Origin of the sequence: Vandammella animalimorsus (assembly GCF_002288875.1) — a bacterium.
Lineage (GTDB): Bacteria > Pseudomonadota > Gammaproteobacteria > Burkholderiales > Burkholderiaceae_C > Lampropedia > Lampropedia animalimorsus.
In genome coordinates this window covers 214,685-236,307 of the sequence record NZ_NTBH01000003.1, presented here as the reverse complement: position 1 = coordinate 236,307, position 21,623 = coordinate 214,685, and the positions used below count along the sequence as shown (strand labels likewise).

General features: G+C 66.2%; 22 protein-coding genes. 21 read left to right on the top strand and 1 reads right to left on the bottom strand.

Going from position 1 to position 21,623, the window contains the following annotated elements:
• Window positions 1-138: 138 nt before the first annotated feature.
• Genes argJ through CLI93_RS06540 form a run of 4 tightly spaced genes read left to right on the top strand, consistent with a single transcriptional unit; the run spans window position 139 to window position 3,424 of the window.
• The gene (gene argJ / locus CLI93_RS06555; protein WP_095995905.1) at window positions 139-1,386 is read left to right on the top strand and encodes a bifunctional glutamate N-acetyltransferase/amino-acid acetyltransferase ArgJ; all 1,248 of its coding nucleotides are present in this window, start codon (window positions 139-141) and stop codon (window positions 1,384-1,386) included.
• Complete coding sequence (locus CLI93_RS06550; RefSeq protein WP_095542140.1) at window positions 1,383-2,381, top strand: ATP-binding protein; 999 nt, start codon at window positions 1,383-1,385, stop codon at window positions 2,379-2,381. Before argJ ends, CLI93_RS06550 begins: the two co-directional genes overlap by 4 nt.
• Window positions 2,381-2,830, top strand: a complete 450-nt coding sequence (locus CLI93_RS06545; protein ID WP_095542139.1) for an NUDIX domain-containing protein — start codon at window positions 2,381-2,383, stop codon at window positions 2,828-2,830. Before CLI93_RS06550 ends, CLI93_RS06545 begins: the two co-directional genes overlap by 1 nt.
• A gap of 42 nt (window positions 2,831-2,872) precedes the next feature.
• Window positions 2,873-3,424, top strand: coding sequence for a retropepsin-like aspartic protease family protein (locus CLI93_RS06540; RefSeq protein ID WP_172424250.1), 552 nt, complete (start codon window positions 2,873-2,875; stop codon window positions 3,422-3,424).
• Window positions 3,425-3,466: 42 nt separating this feature from the next.
• Here the strand turns inward: CLI93_RS06540 and CLI93_RS06535 are convergent, their stop codons facing one another.
• The gene (locus CLI93_RS06535; RefSeq protein ID WP_095542180.1) at window positions 3,467-4,135 is read right to left on the bottom strand and encodes a TetR/AcrR family transcriptional regulator; all 669 of its coding nucleotides are present in this window, start codon (window positions 4,133-4,135) and stop codon (window positions 3,467-3,469) included.
• 160 nt (window positions 4,136-4,295) lie between these two features.
• Here CLI93_RS06535 and CLI93_RS06530 point away from each other — a divergent pair, with 160 nt between their 5' ends.
• From CLI93_RS06530 to CLI93_RS06450, 17 genes are all read left to right on the top strand, one after another.
• Complete coding sequence (locus CLI93_RS06530; protein WP_238944928.1) at window positions 4,296-5,114, top strand: alpha/beta fold hydrolase; 819 nt, start codon at window positions 4,296-4,298, stop codon at window positions 5,112-5,114.
• A gap of 4 nt (window positions 5,115-5,118) precedes the next feature.
• Entirely contained in the window at window positions 5,119-5,415 is a 297-nt protein-coding gene (locus CLI93_RS06525) for an extradiol ring-cleavage dioxygenase (RefSeq protein WP_095539988.1), read from the top strand.
• Between the two features lie 92 nt (window positions 5,416-5,507).
• Window positions 5,508-6,347, top strand: a complete 840-nt coding sequence (locus CLI93_RS06520; RefSeq protein ID WP_095542136.1) for a DODA-type extradiol aromatic ring-opening family dioxygenase — start codon at window positions 5,508-5,510, stop codon at window positions 6,345-6,347.
• Window positions 6,348-6,372: 25 nt separating this feature from the next.
• On the top strand, window positions 6,373-6,720 hold the full coding sequence (locus tag CLI93_RS06515) for a non-heme iron oxygenase ferredoxin subunit (protein WP_095542135.1): 348 nt from the start codon (window positions 6,373-6,375) through the stop codon (window positions 6,718-6,720).
• A gap of 22 nt (window positions 6,721-6,742) precedes the next feature.
• Window positions 6,743-8,161 (top strand): aromatic ring-hydroxylating dioxygenase subunit alpha, encoded by a 1,419-nt coding sequence (locus CLI93_RS06510; RefSeq protein WP_095542134.1) that lies wholly within the window; start codon window positions 6,743-6,745, stop codon window positions 8,159-8,161.
• Entirely contained in the window at window positions 8,158-8,721 is a 564-nt protein-coding gene (locus CLI93_RS06505) for a 3-phenylpropionate/cinnamic acid dioxygenase subunit beta (RefSeq protein WP_095542133.1), read from the top strand. Before CLI93_RS06510 ends, CLI93_RS06505 begins: the two co-directional genes overlap by 4 nt.
• A gap of 12 nt (window positions 8,722-8,733) precedes the next feature.
• Window positions 8,734-9,546, top strand: a complete 813-nt coding sequence (hcaB, locus tag CLI93_RS06500) for a 3-(cis-5,6-dihydroxycyclohexa-1,3-dien-1-yl)propanoate dehydrogenase (RefSeq protein WP_095542132.1) — start codon at window positions 8,734-8,736, stop codon at window positions 9,544-9,546.
• Entirely contained in the window at window positions 9,543-10,589 is a 1,047-nt protein-coding gene (locus CLI93_RS06495) for an NAD(P)H-dependent flavin oxidoreductase (RefSeq protein WP_095542131.1), read from the top strand. The genes hcaB and CLI93_RS06495 overlap by 4 nt, the downstream gene beginning before the upstream one ends.
• Window positions 10,586-11,407 (top strand): 2-keto-4-pentenoate hydratase, encoded by an 822-nt coding sequence (locus CLI93_RS06490; protein ID WP_238945776.1) that lies wholly within the window; start codon window positions 10,586-10,588, stop codon window positions 11,405-11,407. Before CLI93_RS06495 ends, CLI93_RS06490 begins: the two co-directional genes overlap by 4 nt.
• 167 nt (window positions 11,408-11,574) lie before the next feature.
• On the top strand, window positions 11,575-12,717 hold the full coding sequence (locus tag CLI93_RS06485) for an ABC transporter substrate-binding protein (RefSeq protein ID WP_095542129.1): 1,143 nt from the start codon (window positions 11,575-11,577) through the stop codon (window positions 12,715-12,717).
• 11 nt (window positions 12,718-12,728) lie between these two features.
• Window positions 12,729-14,564, top strand: coding sequence for a feruloyl-CoA synthase (locus CLI93_RS06480; protein ID WP_095542128.1), 1,836 nt, complete (start codon window positions 12,729-12,731; stop codon window positions 14,562-14,564).
• A complete protein-coding gene (locus CLI93_RS06475; protein WP_095542127.1) occupies window positions 14,561-15,520 on the top strand; it encodes an acetaldehyde dehydrogenase (acetylating) in 960 nt (319 codons plus the stop codon). The genes CLI93_RS06480 and CLI93_RS06475 overlap by 4 nt, the downstream gene beginning before the upstream one ends.
• Window positions 15,521-15,643: 123 nt before the next feature.
• The gene (gene dmpG / locus CLI93_RS06470; RefSeq protein ID WP_095542126.1) at window positions 15,644-16,705 is read left to right on the top strand and encodes a 4-hydroxy-2-oxovalerate aldolase; all 1,062 of its coding nucleotides are present in this window, start codon (window positions 15,644-15,646) and stop codon (window positions 16,703-16,705) included.
• A 4-nt stretch (window positions 16,706-16,709) separates the two neighbouring features.
• Window positions 16,710-17,741: an FAD-binding oxidoreductase gene (locus CLI93_RS06465; protein WP_095542125.1), complete on the top strand. Its 1,032-nt coding sequence runs from the start codon at window positions 16,710-16,712 to the stop codon at window positions 17,739-17,741.
• Window positions 17,742-17,764: 23 nt separating this feature from the next.
• Entirely contained in the window at window positions 17,765-18,817 is a 1,053-nt protein-coding gene (locus CLI93_RS06460; protein ID WP_095542124.1) for a branched-chain amino acid ABC transporter permease, read from the top strand.
• A gap of 10 nt (window positions 18,818-18,827) precedes the next feature.
• A complete protein-coding gene (locus tag CLI93_RS06455; RefSeq protein WP_095995909.1) occupies window positions 18,828-20,792 on the top strand; it encodes a branched-chain amino acid ABC transporter ATP-binding protein/permease in 1,965 nt (654 codons plus the stop codon).
• Window positions 20,789-21,607 carry an ABC transporter ATP-binding protein gene (locus CLI93_RS06450; protein ID WP_095542123.1) on the top strand — a complete coding sequence of 273 codons (819 nt, stop codon included), beginning with the start codon at window positions 20,789-20,791 and terminating at the stop codon, window positions 21,605-21,607. Before CLI93_RS06455 ends, CLI93_RS06450 begins: the two co-directional genes overlap by 4 nt.
• Window positions 21,608-21,623: the final 16 nt, after the last annotated feature.

Below are 21,623 nucleotides of genomic sequence, written 5' to 3'. Positions count from 1 at the left end.
GCGATCTCCTTACATGGTGTGAACAGGCCCTAAAGCGTGTTTTGCATCCGCGCCAGCCGCGCCAGCCGCGCAACGCTTCTGCCAGATAATGGCCGCTTTGCCAGATCAATGGCGGTTTTTCTTGATGAGGTAAGCCCTGTGCCCGTGAATTTGAATGTCCCCCAGGCCGATGATCTGTTGGCCATTGCCGGCGTGCGCATTGCCGTGACCGAGGCTGGCATCCGCAAGGCGCAGCGCAAGGATTTGACGGCCTTTGTGCTGCACGAGGCCAGCAGCGTGGCCGGCGTGTTCACGCAGAATCGCTACTGCGCCGCGCCGGTGCAGGTCTGCCAGCAGCACCTGGGGGCGGGCCAGCCAATTCGCGCCTTCATCATCAACACCGGCAATGCCAACGCCGGCACGGGCGCGCCCGGCCTCGCAGCGGCGCAGGCCACGGCGGCGGCGGCGGCGCAATTGCTGGGCGTCGCGCCCGAGCAGGTGCTGCCGTTTTCCACCGGCGTCATCATGGAGCCGCTGCCGCTGCCGCGCATTGAGGCCGCGCTGCCAGCGCTGCTGGAAAAAACCCGCCAGCCCGAGGCTGCCAGCCCCGCGGCCTGGCTGGAGGCGGCGCAAGGCATCATGACCACCGACACCGTGCCCAAGGCAGCCAGCGCCAAGGCCGTGGTGGGTGGCAAGACCATCCACGTCACCGGCATCAGCAAGGGCGCGGGCATGATCCGCCCGAACATGGCCACCATGCTGGGCTTCATCGCCACCGATGCCGCCATCGCCCCGGCGCTGCTGCAGCCGCTGGCGCGGCAGTTGGCCGACGAGTCATTCAACCGCATCACCGTCGATGGCGACACCTCCACCAACGACAGCATGATGCTGGTGGCCACGCACCAGGCGGACAACACGCCGGTGCAGACGCTGGACGACGCCGACGGCCAGGCCCTGTATGCAGCGCTGCGCAGCGTGGCCCAGCAGCTGGCGCAAGCCATCGTGCGCGATGGCGAGGGCGCCACCAAATTCATCACCGTGCGCGTGAGCGGCGGCAAGACCCGCGCCGAGTGCGCACAGGTGGCCTATGCCATTGCCCATTCGCCCCTGGTGAAGACGGCCTTCTTCGCCAGCGACCCGAACCTGGGTCGCATCCTGGCGGCAGTGGGCTACGCCGGCATTGCCGACCTGGATCAAAACCGCATCGCCATGCACCTGGGCGATGTGCACGTGGTGCAGGACGGCGGGCGCCGCGCCGAATACCGCGAGGAAGATGGCCAGCGCGTCATGCAGCAAAGCGACATCACCGTGCACGTGGATCTGGGTCGCGGCCAGGCCGAGGACACGGTCTGGACCTGCGACTTCAGTCACGACTACGTCAGCATCAACGCCGACTACCGCTCATGAACGAACAATTCCTGCACGTGCTGCAAAAGGCCGAGCGCTTGCTCGACCGGCTCGACGCCATCCTGCCCCGCCCGCTGCAAGCGCCCGAGGATTGGGGCAGCGCCCTGGCCTGGCGCTACCGCCGTCAGGCCAGCGGCGGCGGCGTGCTCGAAGCCGTGCAGCACCTGGCGCTGATGCGTTTTGACGATCTGCTGCAAGTGGGCGACCAGAAAGAGCGCCTGCTGGCCAACACGCGCCAGTTCATGGCCGGCCAGCCGGCCAACAACGTCTTGCTTACCGGCGCGCGCGGCACCGGCAAATCCTCGCTGGTGCGCGCCTGCCTGGCGCAATTTGCCCAGCAGGGGCTGCGCCTGGTCGAGGTGGACAAAAGCGATCTGGTCGATCTGCCCGACATCGTGGCCATCCTGGCTGCAGCGCCCTGGCGCTTCATCGTCTATTGCGACGACCTGAGCTTCGACGAAGGCGAGCGCGGCTACAAGGAGCTCAAGTCCATCCTGGACGGCTCCATCGCCGCAGCCACGCCCAATGTGCTGGTCTATGCCACCAGCAACCGCCGACACCTGCTGCCCGAAACCATGGCCGACAACCTGCACGGCCAACGCGGTGAGGACGGCGAAATCCACCCCGGCGAGGCCGTGGAGGAAAAAATCTCCCTCTCCGAGCGCTTTGGCCTGTGGCTGAGCTTCTACCCCTTCAGCCAGGACGAATACCTGGTCATTGCCGAGCTGTGGCTGCGCCAGCTGGGCTGCCCGGCCAAGCAACTGCCCCAGGCGCGCCAGCAGGCCCTGATCTGGGCGCTGGAGCGCGGCTCGCGCAGCGGCCGCGTGGCCTGGCAATTCGCCCGTGACTACGTTGGCCGCCACGGCCTGGCTAAGCCCCAGCGCAAAGCCGCTCCCAAAAGCCAAGGCGCCAAAGCTGGGCGCAGCGCCTCCAACACCCAGAGCGCGCCGAGCACCAAGCCGGCCCGGCGCGCCAGCAGCCAGAAGCCACGCTGATGCACGACGACCACCCAACACACAACCCTGCGCCTGCGCCCCAAGCTGCTGCCCGCGTCGAAGTGGCCGTCGGCATCCTGCTGCAAGGCCAGGGCGCCAACCAACGCTTTTTGCTCGGCACCCGCCCAGCCGGCAAGCCCTATGCCGGATATTGGGAATTCCCTGGCGGAAAAATCGAACCTGGCGAAAGCGTCGAACAGGCACTGCGGCGCGAGTTCGAGGAAGAGCTGGGCATTCACATCGGTCCGGTGCAAATCTGGCGCACCACCGAGCACGACTACGAACACGCGCAGGTGCGCCTGCACTGGTGCAAGGTGCGCCAATGGCGCGGCCAATTCCAGATGCGCGAAGGCCAGCAAATTGCCTGGCAATCGCTGCCGCCCAGCGTCGCACCCATCCTGCCCGGCGCCTATCCGGTGCTTGATGCGCTGGCGCAAGAAGCCAGCTGAACACCTGCAACGCCGCCACGCACCCGCAAGGCCATGGTCCGCATGCCCACCCAAAAGCCTCCACCAGAGCTCGGCAGGCCGCCGCGCAGCACCCGGGCGCGGCTGCGCCCTTGGATGATCTGGCTGACGTGGATGCTCGTCATCGGAGCCATGTACCTGTTGATGGACAGGCTGCTGGCGCCAGCCCCGGCCGTCCAGATCACCAACGCCGATGGCGGCGCTGCCCTGCAGCTGCCCCGGCACCGCGATGGCCACTTCTACGTACAAGGCTCCATCAACGGCGCGCCAGTCCAATTCATGGTCGATACCGGCGCCAGCCTGGTCTCAGTCAGCGACGCGCTGGCCGAAGCCGCCCAACTGCACGGCGGGCGCCAGACCACCTTCAGCACCGCCAACGGCACCCGGCAAGGGCGCGTGGTGCGCGCCGCCAGCCTGCGCCTGGGCCACTTCACGCTGGAAAACGTCGAAATCGGCACAGGCCTGAACATGGGCCGGGGCGAGCCCGCCCTGCTCGGCCAGAACGTGCTGCGGCATTTCCACGTCACCATGGAGGACAGCACCATGGTGCTGCGCCCGCGCCAGCCGGCGCCGTAGCAGCAGGCTTGCGTTGCAGTTTGCGCCCAGCAGGCTGGTATGTCACGCCGCTGGCGGCACCAGCAAAATCCGCTCTACCGCGCTGCGCCGCTCGGCCCGCACGCTTTCCGGAAGATTTGCGCCCACATTCGACTCGGCCAGGATATAGCTGTAGAGCATGAAGGCCCTGGCCTGGGCTTCATGCAGGCCGAACTGCAAGGCCACGAAACACTGGGCGATGTAGGACAGGCGATGCGCATCGACCGCAGCCACCGCCTGGTAGGCCAATTCGTCACGTCGCGCCCAGGCGCGAATGGCCAGTTCGATCGAGGCCGCGCGTTTGGCCGATTGGCCGCGTTGGGGCAGTGACAGCAACTCGGCAATCAACTCCTTGGGCGTAGCTCCTTGGCGCTCGAAGCGCACGATGACCTGGTGGGTCGAGGCATCGCGCCAGCTCTCCAACAGACGTGCCAGCAAGTCCTCCCGGTCGGTGAAGTGCCAATAAAAACTGCCACGGGTGATGCCCAGGCGCTTGGACAACGCATCCACATTCACGGCATCGATGCTTTTCTGCACCAGCAAATCCATGGCGGCGTCGATCCAGTCCTGAGGCGTGAGCTGGGCTCGCGCAGGGCGGGAAGCTTTCTTTTGCGCCTGCTTCTGCGCTCGGGCGGCGGTGCGTGACAAGGCCGGCTGAGGGGATGTGTCGGCGGGTTTGATACTGCGAGGCATGCGGAAATCCTGGAGACGGACGAAGAAGGAATCCAACATTCACATACGGATGTGAATTGGATAGTGGTAAATACTTAGGTACATTCCTCTATTAAAAATCGCTGGATCAAACAGCTTTTCCATCAATAAAATACACATACATATCTGTATGGAGAACAACATGAAGCACGATGGAATCGGCAAGACGCTGGTGGCTGCCGACCACCAGACCAATTATTTTGACGAGGGGCAAGGCAAGCCCTTGTTCCTGTTGCACGGCTCGGGGCCTGGCGTGTCCGGGTGGACGAACTGGAGCAAAGTCATGCCCGAGCTGGCGCGCCAGTTCCGCGTGGTAGTGCCCGACATCGCCGGCTTTGGCTTCACCGAATTCAAGGAAGGCAACCAGTACGACATCAAGCTGTGGACCAAGCACCTGCTGGGCATCATGGACGCGCTGCAAATCGAAAAGGCCTCGTTTGTTGGCAATTCCTTCGGCGGCGCGCTGGCCATCGGTCTGGCGCTGTTCAAGCCCGAGCGGGTGGACAAGCTGGTGCTGCTGGGCACGCCAGCGGGCGAATTCGAACAAACCCCCGGCCTGCGCTCGGCCTGGGAGTACGAGCCTTCGATGGAGAACATGGAGCGCACCATGCGCCTGTTCCCCTTCGATCAAAGCATCATCACCGAAGAAATGGTGCGCACCCGCTACGAGGCCAGCGCCCGCCCTGGCGCGCAGGACGCGCTGCGAAAGCTCATCCCCAAACCGCGAACCGAAGGGGTGACCATGGTCAAAGGCTTTCCCGAGGCGTCGCTGGCGCAAATCCAGGCGCCGACACTGGTGCTGCATGGACGTGAAGACCGCGTGGTGCCGCTGCAATGCGGCATGCTGCTGGGGCAAACCATTCCAGCGGCCGATCTGCACGTCTTCGGGCGCTGCGGGCACTGGGTGCAAACGGAGCGCCGCGCGGACTTCCTCCAACTCGTTGCCAACTTCTGCGAGTAATGCCATGAGCCGCAATGTCATTGAGAGGGTGTTGCACCAATTGACCGTAGACCGAAGCGCCAAGCAGCGCTTTCGCGAGGATGCGGATGGCTACCTGGCACGTTTTGCGCTGAGCGAGCACGAACGCAGCTTGCTCAAGGGCTTTGACGTGGCCGCGTTACAGCAAATGGGCGTCAATCCCATGCTGACCATGGGCTTCTGGCAAGAACTGGCGCCCACGCGTGACATGCGCCAGTACATGCGGGCTTTGCGCCCCGTGGCCGATGGCGAGGCCGTGCACGTCGCCGCCATCAAGCAGTAAGCCACCCCCCATTTTTGTATTGCTCAATGCCAGCAGCGCCCCAAAGGGCGCTGCAAGGCAGGGGCCACTGTACCGTAAAAAAGGTGTGAACCATGGGAAAAATCGTAGGCGGCTTTCTGGTGCCGCATGACCCGGTGATGTTTGTGGCGCCGCAAGCGCCCACGCAGGAAATCCGCGATCGCATGTGGGGCGCATTTGAGCAATGCGCGCAGCGTCTGGCCGCGCTCAAGGCCGATGCCGTCGTCGTGGTCGGCTCCGACCATTACATGTTGTTTGGCACTTCGTGCCTGCCGGCTTTTCTGATTGGCACGGGCGACGTGGATGGGCCGCTGGATCAACTCCCCGGCCTGCGCCGCGAAACCATCCCCGCGCACGAGGCGCTGGCGGGCTTCATCGCCTCGCATGGCCGCGCCAACGGTCTGGATTGGGCCGTGGCGCGCGCCCTGACGGTCGATCACGCCATCGCCATTCCAGAGCAAAAAATCATCAAGCCCGCGCGTGAGGCGGGCCAGAGCATCGGCACCGTGCCTGTTTATCTGGCCTCTGGCGTCGATCCCTACATCACGCTGGCGCGCGCGGCCCAGGTGGGGCGCGGCATTCGCCAGGCCGTGGAAGCCTTCGAGGAAGACGTGCGGGTGGCCGTCATCGGCAGCGGCGGTCTCAGCCACTGGGTCGGCACGGCAGAAATGGGCCGGGTCAGCGAGGCTTTTGACCGCCGCATTCTCGATTTCGCCCTGCGCGGCGATGTGGACGGCATGGCCGCGCTGACGGACGAATACATCCTGGCCGAAGGCGGCAACGGCGGCATGGAAATCCGCAATTGGCTGTGCGCCATGGCTGCCGCCGGCCCTTACACGGGCGAGCTGATCGACTACGCCCCCGTGCCGGAATGGGTCACTGGCCTGGGTTTTGTGCACATGCAAGCCCATTGATCAAGCATGCAAAGGAGAGCCAATCATGAGCCAAAAAGTGTTTCTGATGCGCCGTGACGAACTGGAAGACGGCCAGGTGCGCAAGGTCGTCAGCCCCAGCGGCTGCCCTATTGCCGTGTACCGCGTCGAAGGCCAGTTCTACGCCACGCACGACACCTGCACCCATGCCACGGCCTCGCTGTCCGAGGGCGAGATCGTCGATGGCGACCTGATCGCCTGCCCGGTGCATGACGGCATGTTCCACATCCCCACCGGGCAGGCCATGGGCTTTCCCTGCGAGGTGGATTTGCAGACCTACAAGATCATCGAAGAGGGCGACGAAATCCACGCCGATCTTTCCCAGCCTTCGGATGCCAGCCAGGCATCCATCTGACCCCAAAGACGGAGACACCACGATGAGCACCACCCACGACAAAGCTTGCAGCGGCAACTGCACGCACGACCGCCTGCTGCAACCGGCCTGCACGCCGCCGCTGCCCAACCTGGAGCAACTGGCCGATTTCGAGCGCGGCACCCTATCGCGGCGCGTGTACTGGGACGATCTGGTCTATCAGCAAGAGCTGGAGAAAATCTTTGGCCGCTGCTGGCTGTTCCTGGGCCATGAATCGCAACTGCCCAAGCCCGGCGACTTCCTCACCACCTACATGGCCGAAGACCACGTCATCCTGGTGCGCCAGCGCGATGGCAGCCTCAAGGCCTTTCTCAACACCTGCCCGCACCGAGGCAACCGCATCAGCTTCAGCGACTTTGGCAACGCCCGCAGCTTCGTGTGCAACTACCACGGCTGGAGCTTTGGCATCGACGGCGCGCTCAAAGGCATGGCCGGGCAAGAGCTGTTCGACGCCAGCGGCATGAAAAGCGCCGAGCACGGCCTGCACCCCGTGGCGCAAGTGGCCTCCTACAAGGGGCTGGTCTTCGGCAACATGGACCCGAACGCTCCGCCGCTGTCGGAATACCTGGGCGACTTCCGCTACTACCTGGATGTGATGCTGGACATGGACGGCCAGGGCACGGAGTTCGTCGGCGGCCCGGTCAAATCGGTCATCCACTGCAACTGGAAGGTACCCACCGAAAACTTCATTGGCGACATCTACCACGCGCTGTGGACGCACGACAGCGCCGCCCGCGCCGTGCTCGGCGGCGCCGTGGCCGAGGTGTACAAGGACGAGCACTCCTTCCACGTCAACCACAACGGCCACGGCTGGGAGTTCAACCTCGACACCGTGGGCAACTGCGCCACGCTGGGCGACAAGGAGCTGCGCAAATACCTCTACGGCATCCAGCCCACCGTGGCCGCGCGCCTGGGCGAGCTGCGCTCCAAGATGATTGGCGCCATCTCCTCGTGCAGCGTGTTTCCCAACATGTCGTTCCTGCCGGGGCAAAACACCTTCCGCGTCTGGCAACCGCGCGGGCCGGGCCGCATCGAATTGCACACCTGGACGCTGGTGAACAAATCCGCCCCGCAGGACATCAAGGAGCGCTGGCGCAAAGGGGCCATGCTGACCTTCTCGCCCAGCGGCATTTTCGAGATGGACGATGGCGAGAACTTCGAGTTCTCCACCCGCACCAACGCCGGCTTTCTCACCCGCCAGCAAAACCTGTACATGGGCCTGGGACTGGGCACGCGCCTGCAAGACACCGAGCTGCCCTGCAACGTCTATCGCAACCAGGTCAACGAAGCCAACCAGCGCGCCTTCTACCGCCGCTGGCTGGACTTGATGCAAGCGCAAAGCTGGGCCGACGTGCCCGTGCGCGACCCCAACCGCCTGGACGAATCCGCCTTCCACCACGACGCCCCGCAGGAGGCCGCATGAACAAGCCCGCCACCAACACCCCCGGCACAGCCGCTGCCGCCCCCGCCGAAATCCCCGTGGACGCCGAACTGGCGCGCCGCATTGAGCAACTGCTCTACCGCGAAGCGCGCCTGCTGGATGAGGAAAAGTGGGATCAATGGCTGGCCCTGATGGCCGAAGACATCCACTACTGGATGCCCGCCGTGGAAAACCGCCGCCGCGCCGACAAGCTCGGCGCCTGGGAGCCCGGGCGCGGCGCGTACTACGACGACAGCCTGCGCGAGCTGACCATCCGCGTCTCGCGCTTCAAGCAGCCATCGGCCTGGGCCGAAGACCCGGCCACGCGCTGCGTGCACGTCATCAGCAATGTGGAGTGCTTTCGCACCGAAGTCGAGGGCGAATACCGCGTGCATTCCAACTTCGTCAACTACCGCAGCCGGGGCGAGGCCGACAACGACATGCTGGTGGGCCGCCGCGAAGACCTCTGGCGCGAAACCGAGGACGGCTGGCGGCTGGCGCGGCGCACCATCCTCATCACGCAATCGCTGTTCATGTCCAAAAACCTCAACACCTTCTTGTAAGCGGAGGTCGGCATGCAATGGCTTCAAGATGATGTGGCCCTGGTCACAGGGGCTGGCTCAGGCATCGGGCGCGCCGTGCTCAAGCGATTTCTGGACGAAGGCGCGCGCGGCGTGGGCGCGCTGGTGCGCAGCGACGAGCACGTGGCCTCGCTCCAGCAGGAGTTTGGCGAGCGCGTCGTGGTCGTGCAGGGCGACGTGCGCAGCGGCAGCGACAACCAGAAGGCCGTGGACGCCACGCTGGCGCGCTTTGGCAAGCTCGACACCCTGGTGGCCAACGCCGGCGTGTGGGATTTTTTTGCCAGCCTGCAAAAGCTCTCGCTTGAGGAGCTGGATCGGGCCTTTAACGAAATCTTCGCTGTCAACGTCAAAGGCTATGTGCTGGCTGCACGCGCGGCCATGCAGGCACTGCGCGAAAGCCGCGGCAGCATGATCTTCACGCTCTCCAACGCGGCCTTCTACCCCGGCGGCGGCGGGCCGCTGTACGTGGCCTCCAAGCACGCGGGCGTCGGCCTGGTGCGCCAACTGGCCTACGAACTGGCGCCGCTGGTGCGCGTCAATGCCGTGGCTCCGGGCGGCACGCAAACGCCGCTGCGCGGCCCGGCCAGCCTGGGCAAGCACGACAAGCGCCTCTCGGCCCTGCCGGGCTTCGAGCAGGCCGTGGCCGATGCCATGCCGCTGGGCTTCATGGCCCAGCCGCAAGACCACACCGGGCACTACGTGCTGTTGGCCTCGCGCACCAACTCGCCAGCCACCACCGCCACCATCATCCACAGCGATGGCGGCTGGGAAATTCGCGGCACAGCCCGCGCCGGGAGTGCGCCATGACGATCCATTCCCCCGAACGCCTGCAAGCGCTCAGCGCGCCCCAGCGCCGCTTTCTGGAGCTGGTGCAAAGCTGGCGGCTGCCGCTGATGGCCGCGCCCATGTTCCTGGTCTCCGGCCCTGAGCTGGTCATCGCCTGCGCGCAAGCGGGCGTGGCCGGCAGCTTCCCGGCTGCCAACGCGCGCACCATTGCGCAACTGGACGAATGGATGGCGCGCACCGCCGCTGGCGTGGCCCAATGCGGCCCAGGCAGCGTGTTCTCCATGAACATGATCGTGCACCGCACTTACGACCGCTTCGAGCAGGAAATGGCCCTGGTGCAGCGCTACCAGCCCGCCATCGTCTCCACCGCGCTGGGCAGCCCCGCGCGCGTGCTCGATGCCGTGCATGGCTACGGCGGCATCGTCGCCGCCGATGTCATCAGCCCCAAGCTGGCGCGCAAGGCCGCCGAGGCGGGCGCCGATGTGCTCATCCTCGTGGCCCAGGGCGCGGGCGGCCACACCGGGCAGTACAACCCCTTTGCCTTCATCGCCGAAGTGCGCCAGTTCTGGCAAGGGCCGCTGGGCCTGGCCGGGGCCATCAGCTCCGGGCGCGACATCCGCGCCGCCCAGTTGCTGGGGGCGGACTTCGTGCTGGCGGGCACGCGTTTCATTGCCGCCACGGAAAGCTTGGTCGAGCCGGCCTACCGCGAGCTGCTGGCGCAAAGTGCCATGGAGGATCTGGTGCTCTCCAGCGCCGTCTCGGGCGTGCCCGCCAACTGGCTGCGCCAGACGCTTGAGAGCGCGGGCATCTCCAGCGAAGCAACTGAAGCGGCGCAAATCGACTCCGCCAGGATCGATTTCTCCGGCGACATCGCCGCAGGCAAAAAGGCCTGGAAGCACGTCTGGTCGGCCGGGCATGGCGTGGGCGCCGTGCAGCAGCCCCAACCTGCAGCGGCCATCGTGCAAGAGCTGCACGCGGGCTATCTGCACACGCTGGCGCAAGAGTGCGAGCAAGCCAGCGCGCTCTACCAAAAAATGCATTCCCATCAAGAGGCAACGGCATGAACACCTCCACGAATTCCCCCAACACGGCAATGGCTGCATCACCTGCGGCCATCACCCAGGCGGCCGACGCCTTGCACCAGGCGCGACAAACACGCACGCCCATTGAGCGCATCTCCGAGCAGTTCGGCATCCACAGCCTGCAAGACGCCTATGCCGTGGCGCGCCACAACACCCAGAGCGCCCTGACCGAAGGGCGGCGCATCGCGGGCTGCAAGGTCGGCCTGACCTCGCGCGCCGTGCAGCAGCAACTGGGCGTGGACCAGCCCGACTACGGCGTGCTGTTCACCGACATGGAATTGCTCGACGGCGACACGCTGGCGCTGGGCCGCCTCATCCAGCCCAAGGCCGAGGGCGAAATCGCCTTCGTCATGGGGCGCGATGCCAGTGGCGAACACCTGTCCTGGGGACAGTTTCTGCACTGCGTGGAATACGCCCTGCCCGCGCTGGAAATCGTCGACAGCGCCATCCGCGACTGGCGCATCACCTTGGTGGACACCGTGGCCGACAACGCCTCCTGCGGGCTGTACGTGCTGGGCACGCAGCCACGCGCGCTCACCGCGCTGGATTGGGCCAGCGCAGGCATGGAGCTACGCGCGGGCGCGCACACCGTCAGCGTCGGCAGCGGCGCGGCCTGCATGCAGCACCCGCTGCGCGCGGCCTACTGGCTGGCGCACACCATGGCCGCGCTGGGCCAGCCGCTCAAGGCGGGCGACGTGGTGCTCTCCGGCGCGCTGGGGCCGATGACGCCGCTGCAAGCGGGCCAGCACCTGGATCTGGACATCGGCGGCCTGGGCCGCGTGCGCTGTTACCTGGAATAAGCGCGCCCGCCGCCGGGGGCCAAGCCCCGAGAAATTACAAATCAAAAGGAAAACAAACAAGCCTTTTTCGGCAAGTCAGTCAAATGCCTGAATTTCCTTTGGTTTGTATTGAAAGCGCCTGAGACCCTTTCAGGCAACAACCTCTGAAAACCCCGCAGGAGACAACGATGAAACGTCGCACATGGATCGCGGCTGCGGCCGCCGCATGCCTGGCCGCTGGAGCAGCTTTGGCGCAAACCCCCGTCACCGTAGGCGTATCGGTCAGCAGCACCGGCCCGGCCGCCTCGCTGGGCATCCCGGAAAAACAAAGCATTGAGCTGCTGCCCGCCACCCTGGGCGGCCTGCCGGTGAAATACGTCGTGCTCGACGACGCCACCGACCCTTCTCAAGCAGCCAAAAACGCGCGCCGCCTGGTCGAAAGCGACAAGGCCGACGTCATCATCGGCTCTTCGGCCGTGCCGCCCTCGCTGGCCATTGCCGAAGTGGCCGCCCAAAGCCAGACGCCGCAAATCGCCCTGGCCCCCTTTGAACCCAAGGCCGCACAACTGCCCTGGGTATTTCCGCTACCGCAATCGGTGGACGTGATGGGCGGTGCCATCTTCGACGACATGAAAGCCAAGGGCGTGAAAACCGTCGCCTTCATCGGCTTTGCCGATGCCTGGGGTGAAGCCTGGCTCAAGGCGCTGCAAGCGCGCGAAAAAGCGGGCGACTTCAAAATCACCGCCAGCGAGCGCTATGGCCGCAACGACACCTCCGTGACCGCCCAGGCGCTCAAGATCAGCGCCGCGCGCCCCGATGCCGTGCTCATCGGTGCCAGCGGCAGCCCCGCCTCCCTGCCCATGCGCGCGCTGCATGAACGCGGCTACAAAGGGCAGATCTACCAGACCCACGGCATTGCCAACAACGACTACCTGCGCGTGGCAGGCAAATCCAGCCAGGGCGCCATCCTGCCCTCCGGCCCGGTGCTGGTGGTCGAGCAACTGGACGATGCCCATCCCAGCAAGGCCGCAGGCGCGGCTTACGTCAAGCTTTACGAGGACAAGCACGGCGCTGGCAGCCGCAACAACTTTGGCGCCTATGCCTGGGATGCCTATTTGCTGCTCGACCACGCCGTCGCCAAAGCCGCAGCCAACACCCAGCCTGGCACGCCCCAGTTCCGCCAGGCGCTGCGCGAGGCGCTGGAGCAAACCAGCGAGCTGCCCGTCACGCACGGCGTGATCAACATGTCCGAAGGCAACCACTCGGGCTTTGACGCGCGCTCGCGCGTGCTGCTGCAAGTCGATCAAGGCGCCTGGAAGCTGCTCAAGTAAAGGGGAAAACCATGCAAAACCCACCCGTTGCAGGGCGCGATTTTTTCGCCGCCCAGGGCCAACTCGCCCCTCAAAACGTGCATGTGCAGGCCAAAGGCGCCGGATCGTTCGTGCTGCGCTCGCCCATGTCGCTGGCCGAGCCAGCGCGCTGCATTGGCGATTGGCTTGAACACTGGGCCGCCCAGCGCCCCGAACACACTTTTCTGGCCGAGCGCGATGCCGATGGCCAATGGCGTCGCCTCAATTACCGCCAGGTGCGCCAAAGCGTAGGGGCCATTGCCCAGGCGCTGCTGGACATGGACTTGCCCGCAGGCCAACCCGTGGTGGCGCTGTCGGACAACAGCGTGGATCACGCCCTGCTGATGCTGGCAGCCATGCACATCGGCCGGCCGTTTTGCACCATCTCCAGCGCCTACACCAGGCTGGCCAAAGACGCCTCTCGCTTGCAGCAAATGCTGGCGCTGGTGCGCCCGGCGCTGATTTACGCCGCCGATGCCAGCGTGTACGGCCCCCGGTCGGTCGAGGCTGCACCCGATGTGCCCAAAGTCTTTACCACCGGCGCGGACGCCATTCCCGGCGCGCACAGCTTCCAGTCGCTGCTGGATACGCGCGAAACGCCCGCCGTGGCCGAGCACTTCGCACGCATCCGCCCCGAAGACCACGCCAAATACCTGCTGACTTCCGGCTCCACCGGCATCCCCAAGGCCGTCATCAACACCCACCGCATGCTGTGCGCCAACCAGGCGGCCATTGCCCAGGTCTGGCCGTTCCTGCACGAGCAGCCGCCGCTGGTGGTGGACTGGCTTCCCTGGAGCCACACCTTTGGCACCAACCACAACTTCAACATGGTGCTGGCGCATGGCGGCTCGCTCTACATCGATGAAGGCCGCCCGCTGCCGGGCCTGCTGGAGAAATCGGTGCGCAACCTCTGCGATGTGCAGCCCACCATGTACTTCAACGTGCCACGCGGCTTTGACGCCCTGGCGCCACTGCTGGAGCAAAACGAGGAGCTGGCGCGCCAGTTCTTCGAGCGGCTGCAAGTGATGTTCTACGCCGGTGCGGCGTTATCGGCCTCCACCTGGGAGCGCATCGAGGCCATCTCCCAGCGGGCTGTCGGGCGGCGCGTGTGGTTTACCTCTGCCTGGGGCGCGACCGAGACTGCCCCCGTCATCACCACACTGCATTGGCGCACCGAGCGCGCGGGCTGCATCGGCCTGCCCGTGCCCGGCATGGAGCTGAAGTTCGTGCCCAACGGCAAGAAGATGGAAATGCGCGTGCGCGGCGCATCGGTCTTCCCCGGCTATTTGCACGCCCCCGAGCTGACGCAGCAAGCCTTTGACGAAGAAGGCTTTTACAAAATCGGCGACGCCGGTTTGTTCGCCGAGCCGGGCAACCCCGCCAGCGGCATCGTGTTCGACGGGCGCGTAGCCGAAGACTTCAAGCTCTCCAGCGGCACCTGGGTTTCCGTCGGCCCCTTGCGCGTGCGCGCCATCGGCGCCATGGCCCCGCATGTGCAAGACGTGGTCGTCACCGGCCACAACCGCGAAGCCGTGGGGCTGATGGTCTTTCTCACCCCGGCTGCACACAACGTGCCGCGCGAAACACTGGAGCGCGATTTGCGCGCAGGCTTGCAACGCCTGCACGACGAAGGCGCAGGCAGCGCCCAGGCGCCCTCGCGGCTGTTGATCCTGGATGAGCCGCCCGATGTGGACGCGGGCGAGATCACCGACAAGGGCTATCTCAACCAGCGCGCCATCCTGGAGCGGCGCGCCAGCCAGGTAGAACGGTTGTACGCCGGCAAGGCCGATCCCGACATCCTCATCATTGAAAAGGCAAGCAAAGCATGAGCCACACCACATCCCCCACTGCACCGCGCCCGCGCAAGGCCGCCATCATCGGCAGCGGCAACATCGGCACGGATTTGATGATCAAGATCATGCGCCACGGTGGCCCCATTGAAATGGGCGTCATGGTGGGCATCGATCCCGCCTCCGACGGGCTGGCGCGCGCCGCGCGCATGGGCGTGGCCACCACGCACGAAGGCGTGCAGGGGCTGATCGCCCACCCGGACTTTGCCGACATCGACTTCGTCTTCGACGCCACCAGCGCCGCCGCCCATGTGGAAAACGATGCCGCGCTGCGCCGCGCCAAGCCGGGCATTCGCGTCATCGACCTCACGCCAGCGGCCATCGGGCCGTACTGCGTACCCGCCGTCAATGGCGATGCGCACCTGGACGCGCCCAACGTCAACATGGTCACCTGCGGCGGCCAGGCCACCATCCCCATGGTCGCCGCCGTCAGCCGCGTAGCCCGCGTGCATTACGGCGAGATCGTGGCCTCCATCGCCAGCAAGAGTGCTGGGCCAGGCACACGCGCCAACATCGACGAGTTCACCGAAACCACCTCCCGCGCCATCGAGGCCGTGGGCGGCGCGGCCAAGGGCAAGGCCATCATCATCCTCAACCCGGCCGAGCCGCCGTTGATCATGCGCGACACGGTTTACACCCTCAGCGACGAGGCCGATGAAGACCGCATCGCCGAATCGGTGCAGCAGCAGGTCGAGGCCATGCAGCAGTACGTGCCCGGCTACCGCCTCAAGCAGCGCGTGCAGTTCGACCGCGTCAAAGACCTGCGCATCCCCGGTGTGGGGCAGGCGCTCTCGGGCCTGAAAACCTCCATCTTTCTGGAAGTCGAGGGCGCAGCCCATTACCTGCCTGCCTACGCCGGCAACCTGGACATCATGACCAGCGCCGGGCTGAACATCGCCCAGCGCATGGCGCGGCAAATGGCCCGCGCCGCTTGAAGCCCGCGCAGCCTGAGCCGCCTCAACGGCTGAGCGCCCCCTCTGAACGACTGAAGGCCTGCCCCCACCCCTGCCGGCAGGCAGGCCTCCCCATCAGCCCCACATCATCAGGAGATCCGCCCCATGAACAGCGGCACGAAAATCTATATTTCCGACGTCACCTTGCGCGATGGCAGCCACGCCATCCGCCACCAATACAGCGTGGCGCAAGCCCAGCAAATCGCCCGCGCGCTGGATGCAGCCAAGGTCGATTCCATCGAAGTGGCCCACGGCGACGGCCTGCAAGGCGGCAGCTTCAATTACGGCTTTGGCGCGCACACCGATCTGGAATGGATCGAGGCCGTTGCCAGCGTGGTGCAACACGCCAAGATCGCCACTTTGCTGCTGCCGGGCATTGGCACCGTGCACGACCTCAAGGCCGCCTACGACGCGGGCGCGCGCATCGTGCGCGTGGCCACCCACTGCACCGAGGCCGACGTGGCGCGCCAGCACATCGAATACGCATGCCACCTGGGCATGGAGGCAGTGGGCTTTCTGATGATGAGCCACATGCAAACGCCCCAGGGTCTGGCCGAGCAGGCCAAGCTGATGGAGAGCTACGGCGCCACCGTGTGCTACGTGGTCGATTCCGGCGGCGCGCTGACCATGAACGGCGTGCGCGAGCGCATCCGCGCCTTCAAGGACACGCTCAAGCCAGAGACGCAAGTGGGCATCCACGCCCACCACAACCTCAGCCTGGGCGTGGCCAACTCCATCGTCGCCGTGGAAGAAGGCTGCGAGCGCGTGGACGCCAGCCTGGCGGGCATGGGCGCAGGCGCGGGCAATGCGCCGCTGGAAGTTTTCATCGCCGCTGCCGAGCGCATGGGCTGGCACCACGGCTGCGACCTGTACCGCCTGATGGATGCTGCCGACGACATCGTTCGCCCGCTGCAAGACCGCCCCGTGCGCGTGGACCGCGAAACCCTGGCGCTGGGCTACGCGGGCGTGTACAGCTCCTTTTTGCGCCACAGCGAAGCAGCCGCGGCCAAATACGGCCTCAAAACCGTGGACATCCTGGTGGAGCTGGGCCGCCGCCGCATGGTGGGCGGCCAGGAGGACATGATCGTGGATGTGGCGCTGGACTTGCTCAAGCAACAAGCCCATGACCGCGACCCCATCATCCCCGTCATGAGCGAAGCGGGGTAAGGCCATGAGCGAGGCACCCATCCACCACATCCGGCTGGAGCCAGCGGGCGGCCAGTTCAGCTGCCGCGCAGACCAAACCGTGCTGGAGGCCGCCGCCGAGGCGGGCTACTGGCTGCCCCATAGCTGCCGCACGGGCAGTTGCGGCAGTTGCGCCATGCCGGTGCTCGCCGGCCAGTTTCATTACCGCAGTGCGGACGAAGGCAAGGGCGAGGCCGACGCTGCCACCTTGCAAAGCCTGGCGCCCGGGCAGTTCCTGGCCTGCCAGGCCGTGCCCGATTCGGACATGACGCTGGACGCCCCTGGCGTGCCCGCCGAGCCGGGTCGGCGCATCGTCAAGGCGCTGGCGCGCGTGCAACAGGTCGAGCGCGTCAGCGCCGACGTGGTCGTCGTCAAGGCCCAGGTGCCCCCGGCCACGGGCTGGGGCTTTGAGGCCGGGCAGTACGCCGACCTCATCCTCAAGGACGGCAGCCGCCGCTGCTACTCCATGGCCAACGCGCCCAACGACAAGGGCGAGATCGAATGGCACATCCGCCGCATCGAGGGCGGACGCTTCTCGCCCCACGCCTACGACGCGCTCAAGCCCCGCGACATGCTGCGCATCGAGGGGCCGTTTGGCTCCTTCACGCTGCAAGGCGGCGACGCGCCCGTGCTGCTGCTGGCCTCCGGCACGGGCTATGCGCCCATTGCCTCTTTTCTGCACACCCACCTGGACGAGCTGGCCCGGCGCGGTGCCGTGCTGTATTGGGGCGGGCGCCAGCGCCAGGATTTGTACGCGCTGGGCGATGAGGCCAGTTGGCAGACGCGCTACCCCGGCGTGCGCGTGGTGCCCGTGTTCTCCGACGCGCCGCCGCAAGAGAGCGGCCGCCGCGGCCTGGTGCACCAGGCGGTGCTGGAGGATTGGCCTGACCTCTCGCGCTTTGAGGTCTATGCCTGCGGCAACCCCTTGATGGTCGAGGCCGCGCGCCAGAGCTTTGTGCAAGCCGGGCTGGCGCCAGAGCGCTTTTTCAGCGATGCCTTTGTTTTCCAGAAAGCCTGAGCGCAGGCGGCAAGGAGCACCGAATGGACTTTTCAATCGCATCCATTTTGTTGCAGGACGGCCTGACCAATGGCGCGGTGTATGCGCTGGTGGGCATGGCCTTGATCCTGATTTTTTCCGTCACCCGCGTCATCTTCGTGGCGCATGGCGAGCTGATTGCCTTTGCTGCCATTGCCATGGCGCAATTGCAGGAAGGCGTAGTGCCCGGCGTGCTGTGGCTGCTGCTGGGTCTGGGCATGCTGACCTTTGCCGTGGACGCCGCCGTCACCCTGTGGCGGCTGCGCGCAGGCACCCAGCGCAGCGCAGCCAACCTGGGCCGCAGCGCCGCCTTCAACCTCGGCCTGCCGCTGCTGGCCTGGGCGCTGCTGGCGCACACCAGCCTGGGCCAAAGCGGCCTGCCCGCGCAACTGCTGCTGACGGCGCTTTTGGTGGTGCCCATGGGGCCAATGCTGTACCGGCTGGCCTTCCAGCCGGCGGCCGAGGCCTCCACCCTGGTGCTGCTCATCATTGCCGTGGGCGTGCACTTCATGCTGCTGGGCCTGGGCCTGCTGGTGCTGGGCCCCGAGGGCGCGCGCAGCGAGGCGCTCAGCCAATGGCAATGGCAACTGGGCGCGGTGAGCATTTCCGGCCAGGGCCTGCTGGTGATTGCAGCTTCCATGACGATGATCGTGGCGCTGTACCTGATTTTCGAGCACACCCTCACCGGCAAGGCACTGCGCGCCACCGCCATCAACCGCACCGGCGCACGGCTGATGGGCATTGCCCCAGCGCAATCGGGCGCCATCGCCTTCACGCTGGCCACGCTGATGGCCGTGCTGGCGGGCGTGCTGGCCGGGCCGCTGACCACGATGCAATACGACACGGGCTTTCTCATCGCCCTCAAAGGCTTTGTGGCAGCCATGGTGGGCGCGCTCTCCAGCTATCCGCTGGCCTGGGTCGGCTCGGTGCTGGTAGGGCTGGTGGAGAGCTTTGGCTCATTCTGGGCCAGCGCGTACAAGGAGGTCATCGTCTTCACGCTGATCATTCCCGTGCTGGTCTGGCGCTCCCTGCAAAACCCGCATTCGGAGGAGCATTGAGATGGATCGCATGACCTCTTCCGCCCCCCCTGCTGTGCCACCTTCTACCCCCCTTTCAGCGCCGCAAAGCCCGGCGCGCAGCCTCCTGCGCATCGATCGCCTGGCCATCGCGGCTTTTTTCGGCTGGATTGCGCTGCTGCCCTGGCTGCCCGTGCCACCTTACTGGTACACCATCGGCGGCTACGTCGGCATCGCCGCCCTGGTCGTGCTGGGGCTGGTGCTGCTCACCGGCATGGCGGGCATGACCTCCTTCGGCCAGGCCGCGTTCGTGGGTATTGGCGCTTACACCACCGCCGTGCTGAGCACGCATTACGCCCTCTCGCCCTGGCTGGGCTTGCTGGCGGGCATGGCCATTGCAGGCGTATCGGCCATTGCCATTGGCGCGCTGACGGTGCGCCTCTCGGGCCACTTCCTGCCCATTGCCACCATTGCCTGGGCGCTGTCGATCTATTACCTGTTCGGCACACTGGAAATTCTGGGCAAGTACGACGGCATCAGCGGCATCCCCCCCATCGACCTGCTGGGCGTGGCGCTGGACTCGCCGCGCGCCATGCTCATCCCCATCTGGATGGTGGTGGCGCTGTTTTTGCTGCTGGTGAGCAACCTGCTCGATTCACGCCCCGGTCGCATCATCCGCGCCCTCAACGGCGGCGCAGGCATGGCCGAAGCCATGGGCGCCAACACGCCCAGCTACCGGCTGTGGACTTTTGTCTGCTCCGCCTTGATGGCCGCCATTGCCGGCTGGCTTTACGCCCATTTGCAGCGCGCCATCAACGCCACGCCATTCGGGCTGAACACCGGCATCGAGTACCTGTTCATGGCCGTGGTGGGCGGCCTCTCCAGCCTGTGGGGGGCTATCGTCGGGGCCACGGCGTTGACCATGCTCAAGAGCTTTTTGCAGGATTGGGCGCCCAAGCTCTTTGGCTCCGTGGGCAATCTGGAGCTGGTGGTCTTTGGCGCCATCATCGTGCTGGCGCTGCAACGCTCGGCGCGCGGCCTGTGGCCTGCGCTGGTGGGGCGGCTGCCCGCGCGCTGGCGGCCCGCCGCGCGCCTGGCGCACGCCATCGGCCCGGTGCAGACCGAGCCAGCCCTGCCCTCGCGCAGCAAGCCTGCCGCCGGGCAGCCGCTGCTGTCGGTGCAGCAGGCGCGCAAGCAGTTTGGCGGTCTGGTGGCCGTCAACGACATGAGCTTCGAGGTGCGCGCGGGCGAGCTGGTAGCCCTCATTGGCCCCAATGGCGCGGGCAAATCCACCATGTTCAACCTCATCACCGGCGTGCTGCCTGCCACCAGCGGCGAAATCCGCTTCCTGGGCCAGCGCATCGACGCCCTGCCCGCGCGTGAAATCGTGCGCCACGGCATTGGCCGCACCTTCCAGCACGTGCGCCTGATGCCGGAGATGAGCGTGCTGGAAAACGTCGCCATCGGCGCCTATCTGCGCGGCAAAACCAGCATGCTGGGCGCGTCCATCCGGGCCGATCGCCATGAGGAAGCCGCCCTGCTGGGCCTGGCCGCCTGGCAAATCCAGCGCGTGGGCCTGCAAGACGTGATGCACCAAAGCGCGGGCAGCCTGGCCCTGGGCCAGCAACGCATTGTGGAAATCGCCCGCGCCCTGTGCACCGACCCCATGCTGTTGCTGCTGGACGAGCCTGCCGCCGGCCTGCGCCTGCAAGAAAAGCAAGCCCTGGCGCGGCTGCTGACGCAATTGCGCAGCGAAGGCATGGCCGTGCTCATCGTCGAGCACGACATGGACTTCATCATGGGCCTGATGGACCGCATCGTCGTCATGGAATTCGGCAGCCGCATCGCCCAGGGCAAGCCCGAGGAGATCCGCAACGACCCCGCCGTGCTGCGCGCCTACCTCGGCGGCGTGGAGATCGACGGGGAAACCGCACCGGAAAGCCCCCAAGCCGACGCGGCAGACACAGCAACCGCCGCCACCCCAACCGCCAGCCGCCCAGAAGGAGCCAGCGCATGAGCCACGCCCACCAAGCCCCCACATCCGCCGCGCCAGCCGTATCCGCCGCGCCGTTGCTGGCCGTGGAGAACCTGCACGTGCGCTACGGCAAAAGCGCCGCCTTGCTGGGCGCCCAGCTGCAACTGGGCCAGGGCGAGCTGGTGTGTGTCATCGGCCCCAACGGCGCGGGCAAATCCTCGCTGCTCAACGCCCTCATGGGCTGCCTGCCCGCCAACGGCAACGCCAGCGGCACGGTGCGCATTGCCGGGCAGGATGTCTCGGCCCTGCCGCTGGAGCAGCGCGTCAAACGCGGCCTGGCGCTGGTGCCCGAGACGCGCGAGCTGTTTGCCAGCATGAGCGTGGAGGACAACCTCATCCTCGGCAGCTACCTGCTGCGCCACCAGGGCGCGGCCCAGCGCCAGGCCCTGCTGCAAGAGATCTTTGCCCTGTTCCCGCGCCTGAAAGAGCGGCGCAAGCAGCCTGCGGGCACCATGTCCGGCGGCGAGCGGCAAATGCTTGTCATCGGCCGCGCGCTCATGAGCCGCCCGCGCGCGCTCATGCTCGACGAGCCATCGCTGGGCCTGGCGCCCAAAATCATGAACGAAGTCTTTGCCATCATCGAAGACCTGCGCACCCAGGGCCTGGGCATCTTGCTGGTGGAGCAAAACTCCCGCGCCGCCCTGCGCGCCGCCCGCTACGCCTACGTGCTGGAGCTGGGCGCCATCACCCTGCACGGCCCGGCGCAGGAAGTGGCCAACCACCCGCAAGTCATCGAAGCCTATCTGGGCAAAAAGCAAGTCTCGGCCGCCAGCATCGGCCAGCCTGCCGCTCTTTGAATAGCGAGCGTGTGGG